We start from the raw sequence: 17692 nt of genomic DNA, 5'->3' as shown, positions 1-17692 counted from the left end.
CACAAGAAACGCCGGACTACGCGTACCCCACGACTCGTGGTGCGCCGTGTCCGACACGCACTGCGGCCGGGCACGAAGTGCCCGGCCGGAGTGTCGGTCTTGGAGACGCGCCCAGAAGGGTGGTCTCCAGAAGGCTAGAAGGGGTCGAACTCGTCGTACTCCTTGTCCGCGTCGTCCCGCTCCGCGTCCCTGTCCCGGCGGCGCTGCGCCGCAGGCCGCGGGGCCTCCAGACGGTGGTCCTCGCCACGGCGGCCGAGCATCTCCGCGCCCGCCATCATCGTCGGCTCCCAGTCGAAGACGACCGCGTTCTCCTCGGGTCCGATGGCCACGCCGTCGCCCGCGCGGGCGCCCGCCTTCATCAGCTCCGTCTCGACGCCGAGGCGGCTGAGCCGGTCCGCGAGATAGCCGACCGCCTCGTCGTTGCTGAAGTCGGTCTGGCGGACCCAGCGCTCGGGCTTCTCGCCGCGCACGCGGTAGAGGCCGTCCTCCTCCAGGGTGACCTTGAAGCCCGAGTCGTCGACGGCCTTCGGGCGGATGACGATCCGGGTCGCCTCCTCCTTGGGCTTGGCGGCACGCGACTCCGCGATGACGCCGGCGAGGGCGAACGACAGCTCCTTGAGTCCCGTGTGGGCGACCGCCGACACCTCGAAGACCTGGTAGCCGCGCTTCTCCAGCTCCGGGCGGATCATCTCCGCCAGCTCCTTGCCGTCCGGGATGTCGATCTTGTTGAGCACGACCAGCCGCGGCCGGTCGTCAAGGCCGCCGTACTGGCTGAGCTCCAGCTCGATCATGTCGAGGTCGGAGACCGGGTCCCGGTCGGATTCGAGCGTCGCGGTGTCCAGGATGTGCACCAGCACCGAGCAGCGCTCGACATGGCGCAGGAACTCCAGGCCGAGGCCCTTGCCCTGGCTGGCGCCCGGGATCAGACCGGGGACGTCCGCGATCGTGTACGTGGTCGAGCCCGCGGTGACGACGCCCAGGTTCGGTACAAGCGTCGTGAACGGGTAGTCCGCGATCTTCGGCTTGGCGGCGCTGAGCACCGAGATCAGCGAGGACTTGCCCGCGCTCGGGTAACCGACCAGCGCCACATCGGCGACGGTCTTGAGCTCCATGACGACGTCACGGGTCTCGCCCGGCTCGCCGAGCAGCGCGAACCCGGGGGCCTTGCGCCGCGCCGAGGCCAGCGCCGCGTTGCCGAGGCCGCCGCGGCCACCCTTGCCCGCGACGAACGTGGTGCCGTGCCCGACCATGTCGGCGAGCACATTGCCCTGCTTGTCGAAGACGACGGTGCCGTCGGGTACGGCCAGGATCAGGTCCTGGCCGTCCTTGCCCGAACATTTGTCGCCGGCGCCGGGCTGGCCGTTGGTGGCCTTGCGGTGCGGGCTGTGGTGGTAGTCGATGAGCGTGGTCACCGACTGGTCCACGACCAGGATGACGTCACCGCCACGGCCGCCGGTGCCGCCATCGGGGCCGCCGAGCGGCTTGAACTTCTCCCGGTGAACGGAGGCGCAGCCGTGGCCCCCGTTACCCGCGGCGGCATGCAGCTCGACGCGGTCCACGAAGGTGGTCATGGTTGTGCCTCCAGTACGTACGGAAATATCACTCTAGTAACACGCGAAAGGCGGACCCACTTCCCGATATCCGGGAAGTGAGGTCCGCCCCTCGCAGGAAAATCGCTCTACGGGTGCCTGATGACTAGGCGACCGGAACGATGTTCACGACCTTGCGGCCACGGTGCGTGCCGAACTCCACCGCACCGGCGTTCAGCGCGAACAGGGTGTCGTCGCCACCGCGACCGACGCCCGAACCCGGGTGGAAGTGGGTGCCGCGCTGGCGGACCAGGATCTCACCGGCGAGGACGACCTGACCGCCGAAGCGCTTCACGCCGAGCCGCTGAGCATTCGAGTCGCGACCGTTCCGAGTGGACGATGCGCCCTTCTTGTGTGCCATGTGTTCTCAGTCCCTTACTTCGCAGCCGTGGGGATACCGGTGACCTTGATCGCCGTGTACTGCTGGCGGTGACCCTGGCGACGGCGGTAGCCGGTCTTGTTCTTGTAGCGAAGGATGTCGATCTTCACACCCTTGTGGTGGTCCACGACCTCGGCCGTGACCTTCAGGCCGGCCAGCACCCACGGGTCGCTCGTCACGGCGTCGCCGTCGACGAGGAGCAAGGTCGAGAGCTCGACCGTGTCGCCAACATTGGCGGTGGGAATCTTGTCAACCTCAACGATGTCGTCGACAGCAACCTTGTGCTGGCGACCACCGCTGCGCACGATGGCGTACACGCGGACTCTCTTTCGCTCGGAACGGACCCCTGATGCCAGCCGCTCGCACGGGCCGGGGCCCGTGACGATCCGGAAGGATTGAGCGGCCTCTCCCGACCGGCAGAAACCATCGGGAGGGAGTTGCTCAGGGGGGTGTGTGCATGGAAACACACCGAGGGTCAAGGTTACGGGGCGCGCTCCGGAGGGTCAAACCGGGTCGGCGCGACCGTTGCCCGGCGTTCGCCCGGAGGTCCCGCGCCGGTCGCCCGCCGGTCCCGCGCGGGTCGCCCGGCGGTCGCCCGGAGTTCGCGCGCCGCCCCACGCCTCGGGGCTCTTCGGGGCGCCCCCGGCGGATCGGCAAGAATACGCGCGTGCCCCTGCGCTCCCGCTCCTTCATCACCGTGCCTCGTATGCTCCGCCACGGCTCGGCCGTCGGCGCGGACCTGCCGCCCGACGAGGCCGTCACTGTCGACGCCGTCGCCGAGCCCGCCCTGCGCGCCGCCCTGGCCGCCGCCGCTGCCGGTGACGCCGGGCCCGCCCGTGAGCTGCTCGCCGAGACCCGACTCGGCGCGCAGTGGGAGCGGCGCAGCGCGTACGTCTCGGAGCTGTCCGAGTGCGCGCTGCACAACCCGGGGTGGCTGGGGTCCTGGCTGGAGGAGTCGCCCGGGGACCCCGACGCGGTGCTCGTGAAAGCCGATCTCCGCGTGCGGCAGGCCTGGGAGATACGTACGGGGTACCGCGCCAGCCGGGTGTCCGAGGACCAGTTCCGGGCCTTCTTCACCCTGCTTGAGGACGCCCTGCCGGTGATCGCGGAGGCGGCGACGCTGAACCCCACCGACCCGGTGCCGTGGGAGGTCGCGCTCACGCACGCGCGCGGCATCCAGGCGCCCCGCGAGGTGTTCGACGCGTACTGGGCGGAGGCCGTCGCCCGCGCCCCGCACCACTACGGCTGCCATGCGACCGCCCTGCAGTACCTGTGCGACAAGTGGTACGGCTCACACGAGGAGATGTTCGCCTTCGCCGAGCGGGCGGCCGAGGGCGCGCTGCCCGGGTCGAAACTGCGCGCGCTGCCGCTGCTGGCCGCCGTCGAGTACGAGGTGGTGTCCGACGACTCCGACTCCTCAGGGGGCGGCCCGATCAACCGCGCCCGGATCGACGCGGCGGTGGCCGGCGCCCAGGAGCTCTCCTCCTGGTACGCGCACGGCGACCCGGACGCCGCGGACTTCCGCAACCACCTCGCCCTGATGCTGATCTTCGCGGAGCGCTGGGCCGAGGCGCTGGAGACCTTCCGGGCCATCGGCGTGCACGCGCGCGGCTACCCGTGGGGGTACGTCGGCGAGAGCCGCAAGGAGTTCCTGGAGTTCCGTCTCGGCGTACGGATGCAGGTCGCGTCGCAGACCCCGTTCTTCGCCCGCCCGCCGCGGCCCACGACACCGCCGGCCGCGCTGCCCTCCGTGCCCGCGCCGCGCTCGGTCGCGATAGCGGCGGCCCCGCCCCACGAGGTCGCCGAGGCGGCCCTGATGTGCGGCATCTCTCTCCGTATCGCTCCGGCGCCCTTCCTCATGAGTTACGTGGAGCTGGTGCCGGACCCCTCCCCCGGCAGACGCGCGGGCCTGGCGGGCGGCGAGGAACTGCTGACGGCCGCCGCCGACAACTTCACCACCGGCGAGAAGTGGCCCGCGCTGGTCCTGCGCCGCACCGCCGACCGCTACGGCTTCACGCTCTTCCACAAGGGCAAGGCGCGCGCCTCCCACCTGTGGGACCCCTCGGCCCAGGTCACCGACCACGCGGAGGCCACCGCCACGGCCGAGGCCCTGGCCAAGGTCCTCCCGGTGCCGGACCCGCGCCCCCTGATCGCCCTGCTCCGCTCCACCAACAACCCGGCCCAGCGCCAGCGGGAACTGGTCACCGCACTCGGCCTGCCCCCGCTCCCGGACGGCTTCGGCGACCGCGACGAGATCCTGGCCGGCGTTCCGGGGGCCCGGCTCCTGGCCCGGCGCGGGGTGTTCAAGGGCATACGGGACACGATGTCGACGGACCTGGGTATGCCCGCCTTCCCGGTTCCCCGGCCGAGGCACTGGTGGGTGCTGCGTGTCGTGGGCCTGCTGATCCTCGCCCCGGCGGCGGCGTACGGCTGGTGGTCCCCGGAGATCAGCTGGTACCGCACGCTCGTCCCGACGCTGGCGTTCCTGGGCATCGCGCTCCAGCTGCGCAAGGCGTGGGCTGCGCGGCGCGGCAACTGAGCGGCCCTACGTGGATTCCGGCAGTTCAAGGTGTGCGGCCGCTGGGACTCTCCGACGACGGGGGCGGACCGAAGCTCGCCAGCAGCCTGTCCAGGACGGCCTGCTGGAACGGGCCGCTCTCCGGTGCCACCACGGTGACCATCTGGAGACCCGCACCGACAACGGAGATCTCGTACGGCTCGTATCCGAATCCCGTCCGGCGGTAGGGATCGCTCAGAGCCATAACGTCCAGGGACTCCCAGCCCACCGGCTCATACATCAGGGAGAACGGTCCCTCCTGTCGCGAGTCGAGCGCATAGCCGGTGTCGTCCCAGCCCGCCACCATCGCCTCGTCCCGCGTGACCAGCAGGTGTCCGGTCTCTTCGGGCAGTTTCACCGCACCGGACACCCACGGAAAGAACACACCGTCCGCCCCCTCCGCGCCTGAAGCGACCCTGAGCCAGGGCCACGCGACCAGCCAGTCATCAAGGAATCGCTCGATCGCGACGGAGACCGGCGCACGCGCCACGAAGACGAAGTCGCTCCCTGTGATCATCACGGTGCCTTCCATCCGGTTGTCTGCCCGAAGTACCTGAAGTACCCGAAGTATCTGACTCTCGCCCTCGCGACGGTCACACCGGCGGCCCCGGTCACCGTGACCGCCGCCTGCCCCCGGCAGCGACGTATGCTCGCCGGGCGAAACCGCGCACCGGAAGGCAGAAGAGTGAACTACAGGGTCCAGCCCACCGCCCAGGTCGACGACAGTGCCGAGATCGGCGCCGGCAGCAGCGTGTGGGAGCTCGCTCAGATCCGTGAAGGTGCGAAGCTCGGCGAAGGGTGCGTCGTGGGGCGCGGCGCCTACGTCGGCACCGGCGTCACCATGGGTGACAACTGCAAGCTGCAGAATTACGCGCTGGTCTACGAGCCCGCCGAGCTCGGCGACGGTGTCTTCATCGGGCCCGCCGTCGTCCTCACCAACGACCACAACCCCCGCTCGGTCGACCCCGAAGGCAAGCAGAAGCGCGGCGGCGACTGGGAAGCCGTGGGTGTGAAGATCGGTGACGGGGCCTCGCTCGGCGCGCGGTGCGTGTGTGTGGCTCCCGTACGGATCGGCCGCTGGTCCATGGTCGCCGCGGGCGCCGTCGTCACCAAGGACGTGCCGGACTTCGCACTCGTCGTCGGCGTCCCCGCCCGGCAGGTCGGCTGGGTCGGCCGCGCCGGTGTCCGGCTGGTCGAGCGCGACGGCGAGGCCGGCGTGTGGGACTGCCCGCAGACCGGGGCGGTGTACGTCGAGAAGGACGGCGTCCTCGACGACCGCGGCTGACGCGGAGGCCGACGACCCGCCCGACGGCCGTCCTCGGCCGCAGAGCACGCGCCGGGCTTCGATACTCTGGGGCCCTGCGTCATGTTGTGCGAAGGGAACCGAATGAAAAGCCACGTGCTCTATCTCGCGCTCGGAACATACCGGGTGCGGGCAGCACGCGAGCATGTCAAGGAACTCGCGTCGTCCGGGTCGCCGGTCGTACTGGTCGTACCGGAGAGCGCGGACTGGGCGGAGACCGCCGACGAGCTCTCGCGACTGGATCGCGTGGAGGTCGTACGGCTCGCCCCCGACAGGCACGGTTCGGGCTGGGCCGCCGCCAAGAAGCTCGTCGGCGACAAGTCGGGACCCTTCGCCACCGCGGAGCGGCTCATCGCCGGTGACGCGCACGCGCTGCCGACGGCCTGGGCCGCGATGCGGCGGTGGCCGAAGCTCACGCTGGAGCTGGAGCCCGCCAATACGGACCGGCACACCGCCGAGCCCGCGGACCTCGCCGTGCTCACCCCGTGGTACCCGTCGCCGAACAACTCGTACGCCGGGTCCTTCGTACAGGCCATGACGGCCGCGGTGAGCGAGCAGTTCGACCGGGTCACCGTGTTCCACACCGAGGACTGGTCGGGCACGGCGCACCCCGCGCTCCACGACGCGATCAAGGTCGCCGCGGACCGCCTGCGGGAGCAGCGCCGGGACCTCATCCCCGTCCTCGACACGCCCGAGGCCACGGTCGTCCGGGTGCCCGTGCCGCTGATGCGCCGCAGGGAGTACGCCCCGTGGGTGGCCGCCCAGAAGCGGGTGCTCCTCACCGCCCTGCCCACCGGGAAGATCGAGGCGCCCCTCGTCCACGCCCACACCGGCATCTACGGCGGTGTGCTGGCCCTGCAGCTGGCCCGGCCCGACGCGCGTGTGGTCGTGACCGAGCACTCCTCGTTCCTGGACAAGGTGTTCGCGCAGCCCGCCGCCCGTGCGCTCTACGGCCAGGTGCTGGCGCGCGCGGACGCGTTCCTGTGCGTCAGTTCCCAACTGCGGGACCAGATCGCCGCGGAGTTCCCGGCGTACGCGCACAAGCTCAGCGTCGTACCGAACGTGATCGACTTCAGCCGCTTCACCCCGGGCGGCGAGCGCTCCGCGGAGCTGCTCAGCTGGCTGTACGTGGGACGGCTGGTCCAGCCCAAGGGCGTCGACGAGCTGCTTGAGGCCTTCGCGCTGGTGGCGGCGAAGGAGCAGCGGGCGACGCTCACCATGGTCGGCCACGGCCCCCGCGAGGAGGCCCTGACAGCTCGGGTCAAGGAGCTCGGGCTCGGCGACCGCGTGCGGATACTGCCGCCCGTGGACCCCGCCGACGTCAACGCGCTGATGCACCAGCACGACCTCCTCGTACACGCGAGCAAGGGCGAGACGTTCGGGATGACGGTCGTGGAGGCGGTCGCCGCCGGAATGACCGTCCTCGCCACGCGCTGCGGCGGCCCCGAGGAGAGCCTGGCGGGCATCGAGTCCAAGGCCGGCGCGCTCATGGACGTCAGCAAGGACCCCAAGGTCATCGCCGACGCGTACTGGCGGCTGCGGCAGGACGTGTCCGGGGTCGACCCCGTGGCGGCCCGCGAGGTGCTGGAGAGCCGTTACGGCGCCGAGGCGGTGGCCAAGCAGCTGATCGCGGTCTACGAGCAGGTCCCGGCCGAAGAGGCTCCCCCCGTGGTCACGGCCGCGGCCGCTCTGGTTGCCGCCGGGCAGGCCGAGCAGAGCGTTCCCGAGCCCGGGCCCGCTGCCGAGCCGGGCGCCGAGCCGGTCGGCCGCGCGGTCATCCTCTCGCTGACGACCCCCAACAAGCCGCGCCGCATCGTCGAGTTCGCCAACATCCTGATCGAGCAGGGTGCGGAAGTCACCATGGTCGCGAGCAAGGCCGACAAGTTCTGGGCCCAGTGGGGCCTGGACAGCCGCGTGCCCGTCCTGAGCATCGAGGAAGCCGAGAAGAAGCTCCGCATTCCGCGCGGCGAGCGCTTCCTCGTCTACCGGGCGCCGCGCGCGGTGCTGCGCAGGGCCCGGAGGATGGCCGCACGCAACCGCAAATCCATCGGACCCGAGCTCGCCGTCGCGTCCGTCCAGCGGGTGCACACCAGGGCCGCCAACGCCTTCCACCGGAAGGTGTTCACCCGCGGCTACCGGGAGATCCGGCCGCATCTGCTGTCCCGTATGGCCAAGCGCGTGGTCCTGCCGGAGCTGCGCCTCGACCTCGCCGACCATGTGTTCGTGAGCGACATCAGCTCCACGGTGACCGGCTGGAAGTGGGCCAAGGCCCATCCGCACCTCACCGTCACCATGCACATGGACAAGGAGATCTACGCCCAGAAGGACGCGTAGGCGACACGCAGACCCGATGCCAGAACGGTGAAGGCCCCGACCGCAACTTCGGTCGGGGCCTTCACCATTGGCCGATCAGCCTGAAACTCAGTTTCGGACAACTCCCGACCCCAGAAATGGGTTACGGTCGGCCAATTAATGCCAAATAGAATTTCGGACACACTTCGGTCGCACCTTTAGGACACAAGTGAGCAAGATCAAGCCAACGCCTTCTCGCGTCGCCGAAATTGCCATAACGTCTTGCCGGACAGAGCCACCCTGACCTTTAAATCAGAGGAGATGAGCTCGAAATGCGCAAAGCCGCCAAGTCTGCCGCGGTTATGGCTGGAGCCACCGCACTCTTCGCCACCATGGGAACCGGAACCGCAAACGCAGCAACGGACTACTACCTGGGTAACAATACGACCGAGGCCGGCTACTCATTCGGCTCGATCGACATATTCATGCGCTCGTCGCTGATCACTGGAACGGTGAAGTCGAACACGACGGGCTGCGCACAGGTGACTTTCCGGGCCCCGGAAAAGCCCCTTCTCGAAGAGACGCGCACGGCTTGCGGTCGCGGCACCGGCACCAGCAAGGGATTTGAATTCACCCTTCCCACGAACGTGGACGGTGGCGCCAGCCGGATCAATATCGAGCTCTGGACCCTCGACTCCAAAGGGGACCGCTACCATCTCATCGACTACGGCATCGTCGTCCGATAAACGCTTTCCGTGACCGCCCTGCTCGATGGATGGAGAGTCGTATGTCAGCACTGCCCGGAAACCCACTGAGGAAGGCGATCGGAGCGCTGCTGGCGGCATTCGCCCTGCTCACCTCGCTACTGGCCACAGTCGGCCCCGCACAGGCCGCAGAGGTGGACTTACCGGGAGGTAAGGCGAACTGGGTTGTCTCGGTGGGTGGTTTGAACACCGCCGCAGTGAACAACTACCGCAATTGGGCCCGGCTCGGGTATTACACCTTCAAATCCGATGGCACCGCGACATCCTCGCACTGGTCCTGGAATCAGCGTGACATGCCGGTCCGGGTCGACTCGGGGGTGACTGCCGATTGCGACAGCGCCAGCGGCGTTCCCCAGTGCGCTGTGCAGACCGTCGATGGCTTTACCAGCGACAACCCGCATGGTGGGTTCCACGGCACGTTCAACTACTCATCCACCACAAAGCGGCTCACGGTCACCTGGACCACGGACGGAGCAGGCACTCCCCTTTCACCCGTGCTGTCCGAGAAATGGAACGTGGAACCGGCTCTGAACGACGGCGGCGTGGCACGTATTACCAGCCCCACCTACTACGGTGCCTACACCCCCCCGGGCACGGTAGAAGTCCCCGTGCTGGGCGTCTTCTCCAGTTACACGGCGACCTTCGGTGTCGGCTACGGAAGTAATGCCCCGACGGACAGGGCAAGCCGAGCGTCCATGAGCGAGCTCACGACCGATGGGCGCAGGTACAAGGGCGCGTTTGTCGTCGCCAAGACAGGTATCGTCGGCCGGGAAGGAACGGGCAGTCTGCCTGCGGACAAACCCGGTTTCTGGTCCCTGAAGGACTATTCCGTCTGCAAGAACGGTGCGTGCATCGGCTGGCTGCAGCCCAACAGCACCTGCGACGGCAACAACAACCGTGTGCGCTACATCGCGGAAATCGGCGGCGGCCGACGCAACACCGAGTGGTACTGGTGCCAGTCCCTCGCGCAGGGCCAGCCCTGCTACAAGTACAACTCACACCCCCGGCCGATGCTCCAGATCATCGATGATTCCGGAAAGTTCCAGGGCTGGGTGGGCATCGAGGCATTTACGCACGTGGAGACCGGCACCGCTGGGCAAGTGCCGACCGGCAAACACGCGTCGGGCTACTGGGGCATCTTCGACAGGGTGCCGGAGGCGCTGAACCCCGGGGTTCAGTAGCAGGGCCACGTCATCGCCGCACCGGCCGACTGCCTACCATTGCGGTAGCCGCGCGGTACGAGACCGTGCACGCCCCGCCCATGACCTGACCGACCAGAAGAAGAGTGCTCAGTGAAAGTCATCAGCATTGTCGGCGCCCGTCCCCAATTGGTGAAGCTCGCCCCCATCGCCGCCGCGTTCGCCGGCACGGAGCACGAGCACTTCATCGTGCACACCGGGCAGCACTACGACGCCGACCTCTCCGACGTCTTCTTCGACGGCCTCGGCATCCCGGACCCCGACGTCCACCTCGGAGTCGGCTCCGGCAGCCACGGCGTCCAGACCGGTGCGGTGCTCACCGCGCTCGACCCGGTCCTGGAGCGCGAGCAGCCGGACTGGGTCCTCGTCTACGGCGACACCAACTCCACCATCGCCGGTGCGCTCTCCGCGGTGAAGATGCACCTTCCGGTCGCGCACCTGGAGGCCGGCCTGCGCTCCTTCAACCGGCGCATGCCGGAGGAGCACAACCGGGTCCTGACCGACCACTGCGCCAATGTCCTGCTCGCCCCGACCCAGGAGGCCATGCGCCACCTCGCCGACGAGGGCCTGCAGGACCGTGCCGTACTCGCCGGGGATGTCATGGTCGACATCTGCCTGCGGATCCGGGACGCCGTGCTGGCCGGTGAGCACGCCGCCCCCGCGCTGCCCGAGGGCATCGACCCGACGCAGCCGTTCCTGCTGGCCACGCTGCACCGGCCGGACAACACCGACGACCCGGAGCGCCTCGCCGCGATCATCGGTGCGCTGGCCGCGCTGCCCGTGCCGGTCGCGCTCCTCGCCCACCCGCGCCTGGTCGCCCGCGCCGCCGAGCACGGCATCAAGCTGGAGCAGGGCTCCGTCCACGTCGGCCGCCCCCTTCCGTACGCCGGTCTGGTCGCCGCCGTACTGGCCTCGACCGGTGTGGTCACCGACTCGGGCGGCCTGCAGAAGGAAGCGTTCCTGCTGGAGCGGATCACCACCACCATCCGTCCCGAGACGGAGTGGGTCGAGACCGTCGACACCGGCTGGAACGTTCTCGTTCCCGACCCGCACACACTGTCCGCCGACGAGTGGGCCGCCATGGTCACCCGCCCGGTGCCGACCGCCGACCCCGGCACTCCGTACGGCGACGGACGGGCCGCCCAGAACGTCATCCGGATCATGGAAGAGTGGTCCGGGGGCAACCGGCCCGCCTGACCCCCAGACCTACGGCTGAGGCCCTGACCGGTGAACCGGTCAGGGCCTCAGCCGTACGCGCATACGCGCGGCGGAACGCGCCACCGCCTCAGTCGAGGCCGACGATCTCCCGCAGTCGCTCCTCGAAGGGCGTCAGTACGGCCTCGCGCGAGTAGGTGTCCGCATGCCGGCGCGCGGCCTCCCGCTGCTCCGGGCTCATATCACGGGCAGCCTTGCCGGCCGCGATCATGGAGGCCGCCAGCTCGTCCACGTCCAGGCTGTCGGCGTTGAACCAGAGCGGGTAGCCGTCCAGCACATCCTGTGCGGCGATGCCCGGCGCGTGCACCGAGACGATCGGGTGGCCGAAGGCCATGTACTCGAAGATCTTGCCGGAGGTGACGTACTTGCCGCCGCCCGCAAGGAAGACCAGGACATCGGCGCTCTCGTACACCCCGCCGACCTCGGTCTTGGAGACCGGGCCGCAGTAGCGCAGCCCCGTGTCCTCGGCCCCGTCCTCGGGCGGGGCGTCGGTGAGGCCCAGGCGGGCCTTCAGAGCCGCCGGGCTGCTCTTGAAGAAGCCGAGGTGGCCGTGGAGCTGTAGCTCGGCGTCGGCCAGTTCGGGGTGGCGACGGGCGATCTTGAACGCCTCGGCCATCTCCTCGACCGGCTGCTTGGCCGTGAGCGTACCGAGATAGGCGAAGGTCAGCGGCCGCTTCGCCGTCGACGCCCCCGCCGTCTCCTCCTCAGCCGCGTCGGCCTCCGGCTCCGGCTCCTGGGCCTGCTCCAGCTCCTGCCGCACCTGGGGCTTGGGCAGCACATCGGCGTCCCAGCCGTTCGGGACGACCATCATCCGGTCCGCGACCTCGGGGTACCGCTCGGCATGCCAGCCGCGCAGCGACTCATTGACGAAGACCGAGGCGGACGCCCTGTTCAGCATCCGCTTCTCCCAGGCCCAGGCGATGTGCCCCTCGGGGAAGGCCGGCTCGTCGTGAAAGAGGTCCAGCGTCCACGAGTCGCGGTAGTCCATGACATACGGCACACCGGTGAGCCGGTTGAAGACGTAGGCCCCGCCGAAGGAGGCGAACGGGTTGCCGGTGGCGACCACCACGTCGAAGCGCTTCTTGGTGTGCAGCTTCAGCGCGCGTGTCACGGACGCCCAGGCCCAGGACGAGTACCGCTCGGGGAACAGCTTCGTCTGGCTGAACTGGTACACACGCTTCGCCATCAGCGGGAAGCTGCGGCGCAGCCAGCTGAACTCACGCAGATCCTGCTGCCAGGTGTAGTCCTTGAGCGAGGGCCGCTCGACCTGGATACGCGGATCGACGGTCTCCGACAACCGCTCGTCGACCGACCCGATGACGTTGTAGAGGAAGTCCAGCGGAGCGGCGCAGACCGTAACGTCCCAGCCCTTCTCCACCAGATGGTTGGCGGTCGCCCGAGCGCGGTACACACCGCTCGCACGTGACGGCGGAAAGTAGAACGCCAGATAGAGCACGCGGGGGCGCCGGTCGCTACGGTTCTTCATTCAGAATTCCTTGGGGTGAATCAGGGATCAGCGAGCGGCTGAGGCGTCGGGGCACCAGACACGGTACTGGACGACTGGACGCGGGCAACGATCCCGTAGCCGTAGTGGCTCGGCCGGCTTCTCCTATGGCTCGCACGGGGGCCACCGTGTCACCCAGTGGCATCCGATGCGGTGCCCGGCAGCAGACGGCTGTAGACCTCGTCCTGGACCACGGCCTGCGCTTCCCAGGTCCACTTCTCCAGCAGACCCGGCTGCTCGTACGCCGCCCGGTAGCGCTTCGGATCAGCCAGCACGGCCTTCACCGCGCGTGCGTAGTCCTTGGCGTCCTTCGCCTTGAAAACTTCACCCTGGCCTGTCTTCTCGACCATGTCGGCCATGGTGCGGGTGTCGCTGACCACCAGCGGAAGCTTGGCCTGCGAGTACTCGAAGAATTTATTGCTGAGCGCCAGTTCGTGATTGGGCAGATGGTGCAGCGGGCTGACCGCCGCGTCCGCCGTGGCGAGGAATTCCGGCACCTGCCAGTGCGGCACATACGGCACCAGATGCACGCGGTCCCCGACACCCAGGTCGTCCGCCGACTTCAGCATCTTGACGACGAGCGGGGAAAGCTTTCCGGCGCCGGGCGGTACGCAGACCAACGCGATATGAACATCGGGCAGGAACGCGAGACCCTCGATCATCGTCTCGACACCACGCACGGCGTTGATGCCGCCGCAGTACGCGAGCAGAGGTGTGTCCTTGTCGATGCCGCACAGCTCACGCAGATCCGGCAGCGGGTCCGCGGCGGCCACTTCCTCCGGGTCGGGCTTGGTCACCGGCGTGTTCAGGACGACGGCCGGCGTCTCCTTCAGGTTGTGGTTCTTCACCAGCAGCTCGGCCAGCGAAGGCGAGACAGTGATCACCGCGTCGGCGAACACCGCGTGCTCCTTCTCCCAGGCCACATGGGCCGGCAGCCAGCGCTCGTGACCCGGCTGCAGCCCGCCTACGAACTCATGCGCGTCCCAGATCAGCTTCACCGGGCGTCCCGCGGCACGGGCGCGGACAGCGGCCCTGGCTCCCACGCCGAGCATGCGGAAGTCGTGCGAGTGGATCAGGTCGGGCTGAAGGTCGTCGATGTGCTTCGCGAAGGCCAGCTCGAAGTCCCACAGGTAGGGCTCCAGCTGCCGCCAGGCACGCACGCCCTTGGTCGTCTTCAGTACGGAGGTGACCGCCCTGTCGATCGGAGCGTCGAACTTGGCGCGCTTCCGCTTCAGCCGGCCTGTCATGCGCGAGCGCAGTCCGACCCACTTGCTCATCGCCTTCGCACTGGCCTTGGGCACAGCCAGCCGGGCCGGGGAACCGCCCGCGCTCGGGCGGCCGGGGCCCTCGGCCTTGGCGGCGGCAGCGCGGAACCTGAGGTCCGAGCGCCATGCCTTGACCGCCTGCTGCCGGTAGGCCGCGATCTGAGGCGTCCGGTAGGCGAGCGGGTTTCGCATCCGCGGGCCCCGCATGTCCGCCTTGCGTACCGCGAGCGGACTCACCTTGGGGATCAGCCGGACCTCGGCATCGCCGAGGTGGAACGTCTCCATCTCGCGGGTCGGTGAAATCCCGAAGAGAATCACTTCCCAGCCCGCCTCGGCCGCGGAGCGTGCCGACTTCTGGACACGTGAGTCGTTCTTGACGCCGTTGTCAACAAGCATGACAACCCGACCTCGGGAGCCCCCGGGCCTCTTTCGCCCCGCGGTGCTGTCGAGCTCCATATATGCGCGCCTTTCACGATTCACGATCTGAAGGTCTGACACTTTCAGGAGCCCGCCCGTGACATCGAGCCGGTGCACCAGTGCCGTTCGAAGCGGGCGTCTCGTGCGTTGCGCGCGTACGCGCACATAGCACTGCCACAGAACCCGGCCGCCTTAAAGCATACCGCCCTTCATCCGGCCGCTCACCGCCCCTCCTGGCGCTGTGGCACCGCCTTATCGGCCCGCCCCTTGCCTTGTTGGCAAGCCCTTATGATCGGACCCTGTCGTCCGCTCACCGCTCAGTCAAAGGGGCAGCACCCGTGAAGGTCCTCAGTCGCAGAGCCGGGCGGCGCATCGCCCGGCTGCCCGGGGCCGTGGCCCGCCGGGCGCTCGGCCCGAAGTTGCTGCGTACGGGGGTGGGCGCGCGTGCCTGGCGGCTCGCCGTGGCTGCCCCTGGACTGCCCGAACCGCTCCGCTTCCGGATGGCCCAGAGCGTGGGCCGCGGCATGGACAAGGCCAACCGCCCCACCGGCGGCGCCCTTGCCCTGGAGTCCGCCGCACGGCGCACGAAGAACCGGCGCCGCCGGGCCGATCTGCTGGTCGGCGCGGCCCGTATCGAGCTGGCCCGCGGCAAGGCCCCCCGGGCCCTCACGGCCGCCATCACCGCCGAGCTGGCCTGTGCGGACGACCGGTATGCCCGCGGTGACACCAACGCCGCCGCCCGCTTCGCGATCGCGGCGCTGCAGGTCACCACCAACCGGGTGCTGCACTTCGACCGGACCACCTCGCCGCTCACCGACGACCCGCAGGCGTATCTGGCGCCGCTGCACCGCAGCTCCGCCATCCGGGCCATGACGACCGGAGCCGGCCGCGCCGCCCCGGCCGCCGAACCGCCTGCCGGCCGGCCGCTGCGGATGCTGATGCTCACCCGGAACAACGCGAACTTCCTCACGGAGATCCGCGAGCGCTACGAAGCGCACCCCGGTGTGGAGGTACGCACCCTGGACATACAAGAGGTCCCGGCTCTCAACAAACTGGCCACGTCCTACATCCGGATGGCCGAGCACCGTCTCGACGGCGATCGGGAGTACGGCCGGGAGGCCGAGAAGCTGCTGCGCCCCCATCTCGACTGGGCGGACACGGTGTTCATCGACTGGTGTGTGGGTCCTGCCGCGCTGCTGACCGCGGTCGACCCCGGCACCACTCGGGTGGTCGTGCGGCTGCACAGCTACGAGACCTTCACCCTCTGGCCGTTCCTGGTCGACTTCTCCCGTATCGACGATCTGGTGTTCGTCGGCGCCCATCTGCGCGATCTGACGATCGCGGCGGTGCCACAGCTGAAGTCCGCACAGGCTCCCCGGCTCCATGTCATCCACAACGCCATGGACCTGGCGGCGTATGTGCACCCCAAGGTGCCCGAAGCCCGGTTCACGCTCGGCCTGGTGGGGATCTCGGCGGTCGCCAAGGACCCGCGCTGGGCCATCGAGGTGCTGCGGATCCTGCGCGCCGAGGACTCCAGGTACCGGCTCTTCCTGCTCGGCTCGGACGTCGCGGAGCACAGCCCCGCGGCCCGCGAGTACGTGGTCCAGTACCGCCGCGATCTGGCCGAGCTGGAGCCTTCCGGTGCCGTCCGCCGACTCGGTCAGCTGGACGACGTCCCGGCGGCACTGAGCGAGGTCGGTGTGATTCTCAGCTCCTCGGTGCGGGAGAGCTTCCACTGCGGGTTCGTCGAAGGCGCGGCGAGCGGCGCGGTGCCCGTCGGCCGCGACTGGCCGTTCTTCGCGGGCAAGGCCAACAGCGCCCGTACGCTCTTCCCCGCGGACTGGGTCGTCGCCACACCGCAGGAGGCCGCCGCCCGGATCCTGGAGGTCACCGCGACCGAGGAGTCCTGGCGGAAAGCGGGCCAGGCGGCGTCCGAACACGCGCTCGCGTCGTGGGACTGGCCGGTGGTACAGCAGGACTTCGACCGGCTGCTGCTCCCCTGATGTCGCTGCCGTGATGCTGCTGCCGGGCGAACCGGACAAGCAGCAGACCGGGCCGATCGGCCGTGACCGTCTCCCCTCCCTGACCGGACTGCGCTTCTGGGCAGCCCTGTTGGTCGTCCTCTACCACCTGTCCCGGCAGGTCGGCCCCGTACCCGGCCTCAGTGACACGGTCTGGTACGGGCGCAGCGGTGTGACGTTCTTCTTCATTCTGTCCGGCTTTGTACTCGCCTGGACGTATGACGGTGCGAAGGTCCCCGTCAAGGTCTTCCTCTGGCGGCGCTTCGCCCGTATCTGGCCGCTACTGGCGGTCAGTGTCGGGCTCTCGGCCGCCGTGTGGGTGGCGATGGACCGTGCCGTATCGCTCAAGGCGGCAGCGGCGACCCTGTTGCTCGTCCATGCGTGGTTCCCGGACCCGGTGCTGTACACCGGCGGGAATCCGGCGGCCTGGTCGCTCAGCGACGAGGCCTGGTTCTATCTGACGTTCCCGGTGCTGCTGGCTCTCTTCGCGGGCCGCCGGGCCCGGGTCTGGGCATGGGCCGCGGCCGCCCTCTTCGGCGCCGCGCTGCTGCTGTGGTTCGCCTCCGCCGGTCTCTCCCCCGCCCACAGGTCCTGGGCACTCGACTATCTCCCGCTCACCCGCTCCCTCCAGTTCGTCCTGGGAGTGGTCGCCGGTCTCGCGGTGAAGCGCGGCTGGCGTCCGCCGGTCGGGCTCGCGGGGGCGGTCGCTCTGGTGGCCGGGTGGCACCTGGCGCTCATCCCGTGGTCGGCGGCGGTGCCCGACGGGCTCTGGTACGGCCCGTTCATCGCCTCGCAGTGGCTCTCCGCGCCGTTCTTCGCGGCGCTGATCTGCGCGGCCGCGCGCGCTGATCTGGATGACAGACGTACGTATCTGGGCGGGCCCTGGATGATCCGGCTGGGGCACTGGTCGTTCGCCTGGTATCTCGTGCACGAGATCGTCATCCGGGCCGTTGTGTTCGTGTCCGGCGGCCGGCCGGCCCCCGGCATCCCGACGGCGGCCGTGTGGCTGCTGGTTCTTCCTCTGAGCCTGGGCCTCGCCGGGCTCTGCTATCGGTTCGTGGAGCATCCCGCCGAGCGGCTGCTGCGCCGGGCCGGCCCTTCGGTCCCGGCCCGCTCCGGTACTGACGTCACCGGCCGTCGGTCGCGCCGAGTAGCTGCCTGATACGGCTGTGGGCCGGCGCCCCCGA

Annotated in this window: 14 protein-coding genes; 8 read left to right on the top strand and 6 right to left on the bottom strand. The window is 69.4% G+C overall.

Annotated features, from left to right (window positions below; all coding sequences use genetic code 11):
- Positions 1–134: 134 nt before the first annotated feature.
- The 3 genes from obgE to rplU all read right to left on the bottom strand — a co-directional run bounded on the left by obgE (position 135) and on the right by rplU (position 2285).
- On the bottom strand, positions 135–1571 hold the full coding sequence (gene obgE / locus ACIHCQ_RS09765) for a GTPase ObgE (RefSeq protein WP_399659641.1): 1437 nt from the start codon (positions 1569–1571) through the stop codon (positions 135–137).
- 124 nt (positions 1572–1695) lie between these two features.
- Positions 1696–1950, bottom strand: a complete 255-nt coding sequence (gene rpmA / locus ACIHCQ_RS09760; RefSeq protein WP_399659638.1) for a 50S ribosomal protein L27 — start codon at positions 1948–1950, stop codon at positions 1696–1698.
- A gap of 14 nt (positions 1951–1964) precedes the next feature.
- A complete protein-coding gene (gene rplU, locus ACIHCQ_RS09755; protein WP_399659635.1) occupies positions 1965–2285 on the bottom strand; it encodes a 50S ribosomal protein L21 in 321 nt (106 codons plus the stop codon).
- A gap of 350 nt (positions 2286–2635) precedes the next feature.
- On the opposite strand from rplU, the gene ACIHCQ_RS09750 reads away from it, so the two are divergent.
- Entirely contained in the window at positions 2636–4507 is a 1872-nt protein-coding gene (locus ACIHCQ_RS09750; protein ID WP_399659633.1) for a hypothetical protein, read from the top strand.
- A 25-nt stretch (positions 4508–4532) separates the two neighbouring features.
- On the opposite strand, the gene ACIHCQ_RS09745 is transcribed toward ACIHCQ_RS09750, so the two are convergent.
- On the bottom strand, positions 4533–5045 hold the full coding sequence (locus tag ACIHCQ_RS09745; protein WP_399659631.1) for a hypothetical protein: 513 nt from the start codon (positions 5043–5045) through the stop codon (positions 4533–4535).
- A gap of 165 nt (positions 5046–5210) precedes the next feature.
- Here ACIHCQ_RS09745 and ACIHCQ_RS09740 point away from each other — a divergent pair, with 165 nt between their 5' ends.
- The 5 genes from ACIHCQ_RS09740 to wecB all read left to right on the top strand — a co-directional run bounded on the left by ACIHCQ_RS09740 (position 5211) and on the right by wecB (position 11280).
- Positions 5211–5810: an acyltransferase gene (locus ACIHCQ_RS09740; protein WP_399659628.1), complete on the top strand. Its 600-nt coding sequence runs from the start codon at positions 5211–5213 to the stop codon at positions 5808–5810.
- Positions 5811–5912: 102 nt separating this feature from the next.
- The gene (locus ACIHCQ_RS09735) at positions 5913–8162 is read left to right on the top strand and encodes a glycosyltransferase (protein ID WP_399659626.1); all 2250 of its coding nucleotides are present in this window, start codon (positions 5913–5915) and stop codon (positions 8160–8162) included.
- 290 nt (positions 8163–8452) lie between these two features.
- Positions 8453–8866: a hypothetical protein gene (locus tag ACIHCQ_RS09730; RefSeq protein WP_399659623.1), complete on the top strand. Its 414-nt coding sequence runs from the start codon at positions 8453–8455 to the stop codon at positions 8864–8866.
- Positions 8867–8907: 41 nt separating this feature from the next.
- Positions 8908–10065, top strand: a complete 1158-nt coding sequence (locus tag ACIHCQ_RS09725; protein WP_399659620.1) for a hypothetical protein — start codon at positions 8908–8910, stop codon at positions 10063–10065.
- 111 nt (positions 10066–10176) lie between these two features.
- A complete protein-coding gene (gene wecB / locus ACIHCQ_RS09720; protein ID WP_399659618.1) occupies positions 10177–11280 on the top strand; it encodes a non-hydrolyzing UDP-N-acetylglucosamine 2-epimerase in 1104 nt (367 codons plus the stop codon).
- 88 nt (positions 11281–11368) lie between these two features.
- On the opposite strand, the gene ACIHCQ_RS09715 is transcribed toward wecB, so the two are convergent.
- Positions 11369–12784, bottom strand: coding sequence for a glycosyltransferase (locus tag ACIHCQ_RS09715; RefSeq protein ID WP_399659617.1), 1416 nt, complete (start codon positions 12782–12784; stop codon positions 11369–11371).
- Positions 12785–12933: 149 nt separating this feature from the next.
- Positions 12934–14463 carry a glycosyltransferase family 4 protein gene (locus ACIHCQ_RS09710; protein ID WP_399659614.1) on the bottom strand — a complete coding sequence of 510 codons (1530 nt, stop codon included), beginning with the start codon at positions 14461–14463 and terminating at the stop codon, positions 12934–12936.
- A gap of 359 nt (positions 14464–14822) precedes the next feature.
- On the opposite strand from ACIHCQ_RS09710, the gene ACIHCQ_RS09705 reads away from it, so the two are divergent.
- Positions 14823–16487 (top strand): hypothetical protein, encoded by a 1665-nt coding sequence (locus ACIHCQ_RS09705; RefSeq protein ID WP_399659612.1) that lies wholly within the window; start codon positions 14823–14825, stop codon positions 16485–16487.
- 13 nt (positions 16488–16500) lie between these two features.
- Entirely contained in the window at positions 16501–17667 is a 1167-nt protein-coding gene (locus tag ACIHCQ_RS09700; protein ID WP_399660031.1) for an acyltransferase family protein, read from the top strand.
- The last annotated feature ends 25 nt before the right edge of the window (positions 17668–17692 follow it).

Origin of the sequence: Streptomyces sp. NPDC052236 (assembly GCF_044548015.1) — a bacterium.
Classification (GTDB): Bacteria; Actinomycetota; Actinomycetes; order Streptomycetales; family Streptomycetaceae; genus Streptomyces.
Note: the sequence above shows the minus strand (reverse complement) of the source record. Positions and strands in the feature narration are given on the sequence as shown.

Bases quoted from the DNA above. Each gene is read 5' to 3' on its own strand.
- obgE (WP_399659641.1), bottom strand. From the start codon at position 1,571: ATGACCACCTTCGTGGACCGCGTCGAGCTGCATGCCGCCGCGGGTAAC.
- rpmA (WP_399659638.1), bottom strand. From the start codon at position 1,950: ATGGCACACAAGAAGGGCGCATCGTCCACTCGGAACGGTCGCGACTCG.
- ACIHCQ_RS09735 (WP_399659626.1), top strand. From the start codon at position 5,913: ATGAAAAGCCACGTGCTCTATCTCGCGCTCGGAACATACCGGGTGCGG.
- ACIHCQ_RS09730 (WP_399659623.1), top strand. From the start codon at position 8,453: ATGCGCAAAGCCGCCAAGTCTGCCGCGGTTATGGCTGGAGCCACCGCA.
- ACIHCQ_RS09725 (WP_399659620.1), top strand. From the start codon at position 8,908: ATGTCAGCACTGCCCGGAAACCCACTGAGGAAGGCGATCGGAGCGCTG.
- ACIHCQ_RS09715 (WP_399659617.1), bottom strand. From the start codon at position 12,784: ATGAAGAACCGTAGCGACCGGCGCCCCCGCGTGCTCTATCTGGCGTTC.
- ACIHCQ_RS09710 (WP_399659614.1), bottom strand. From the start codon at position 14,463: ATGCTTGTTGACAACGGCGTCAAGAACGACTCACGTGTCCAGAAGTCG.
- ACIHCQ_RS09700 (WP_399660031.1), top strand. From the start codon at position 16,501: ATGCTGCTGCCGGGCGAACCGGACAAGCAGCAGACCGGGCCGATCGGC.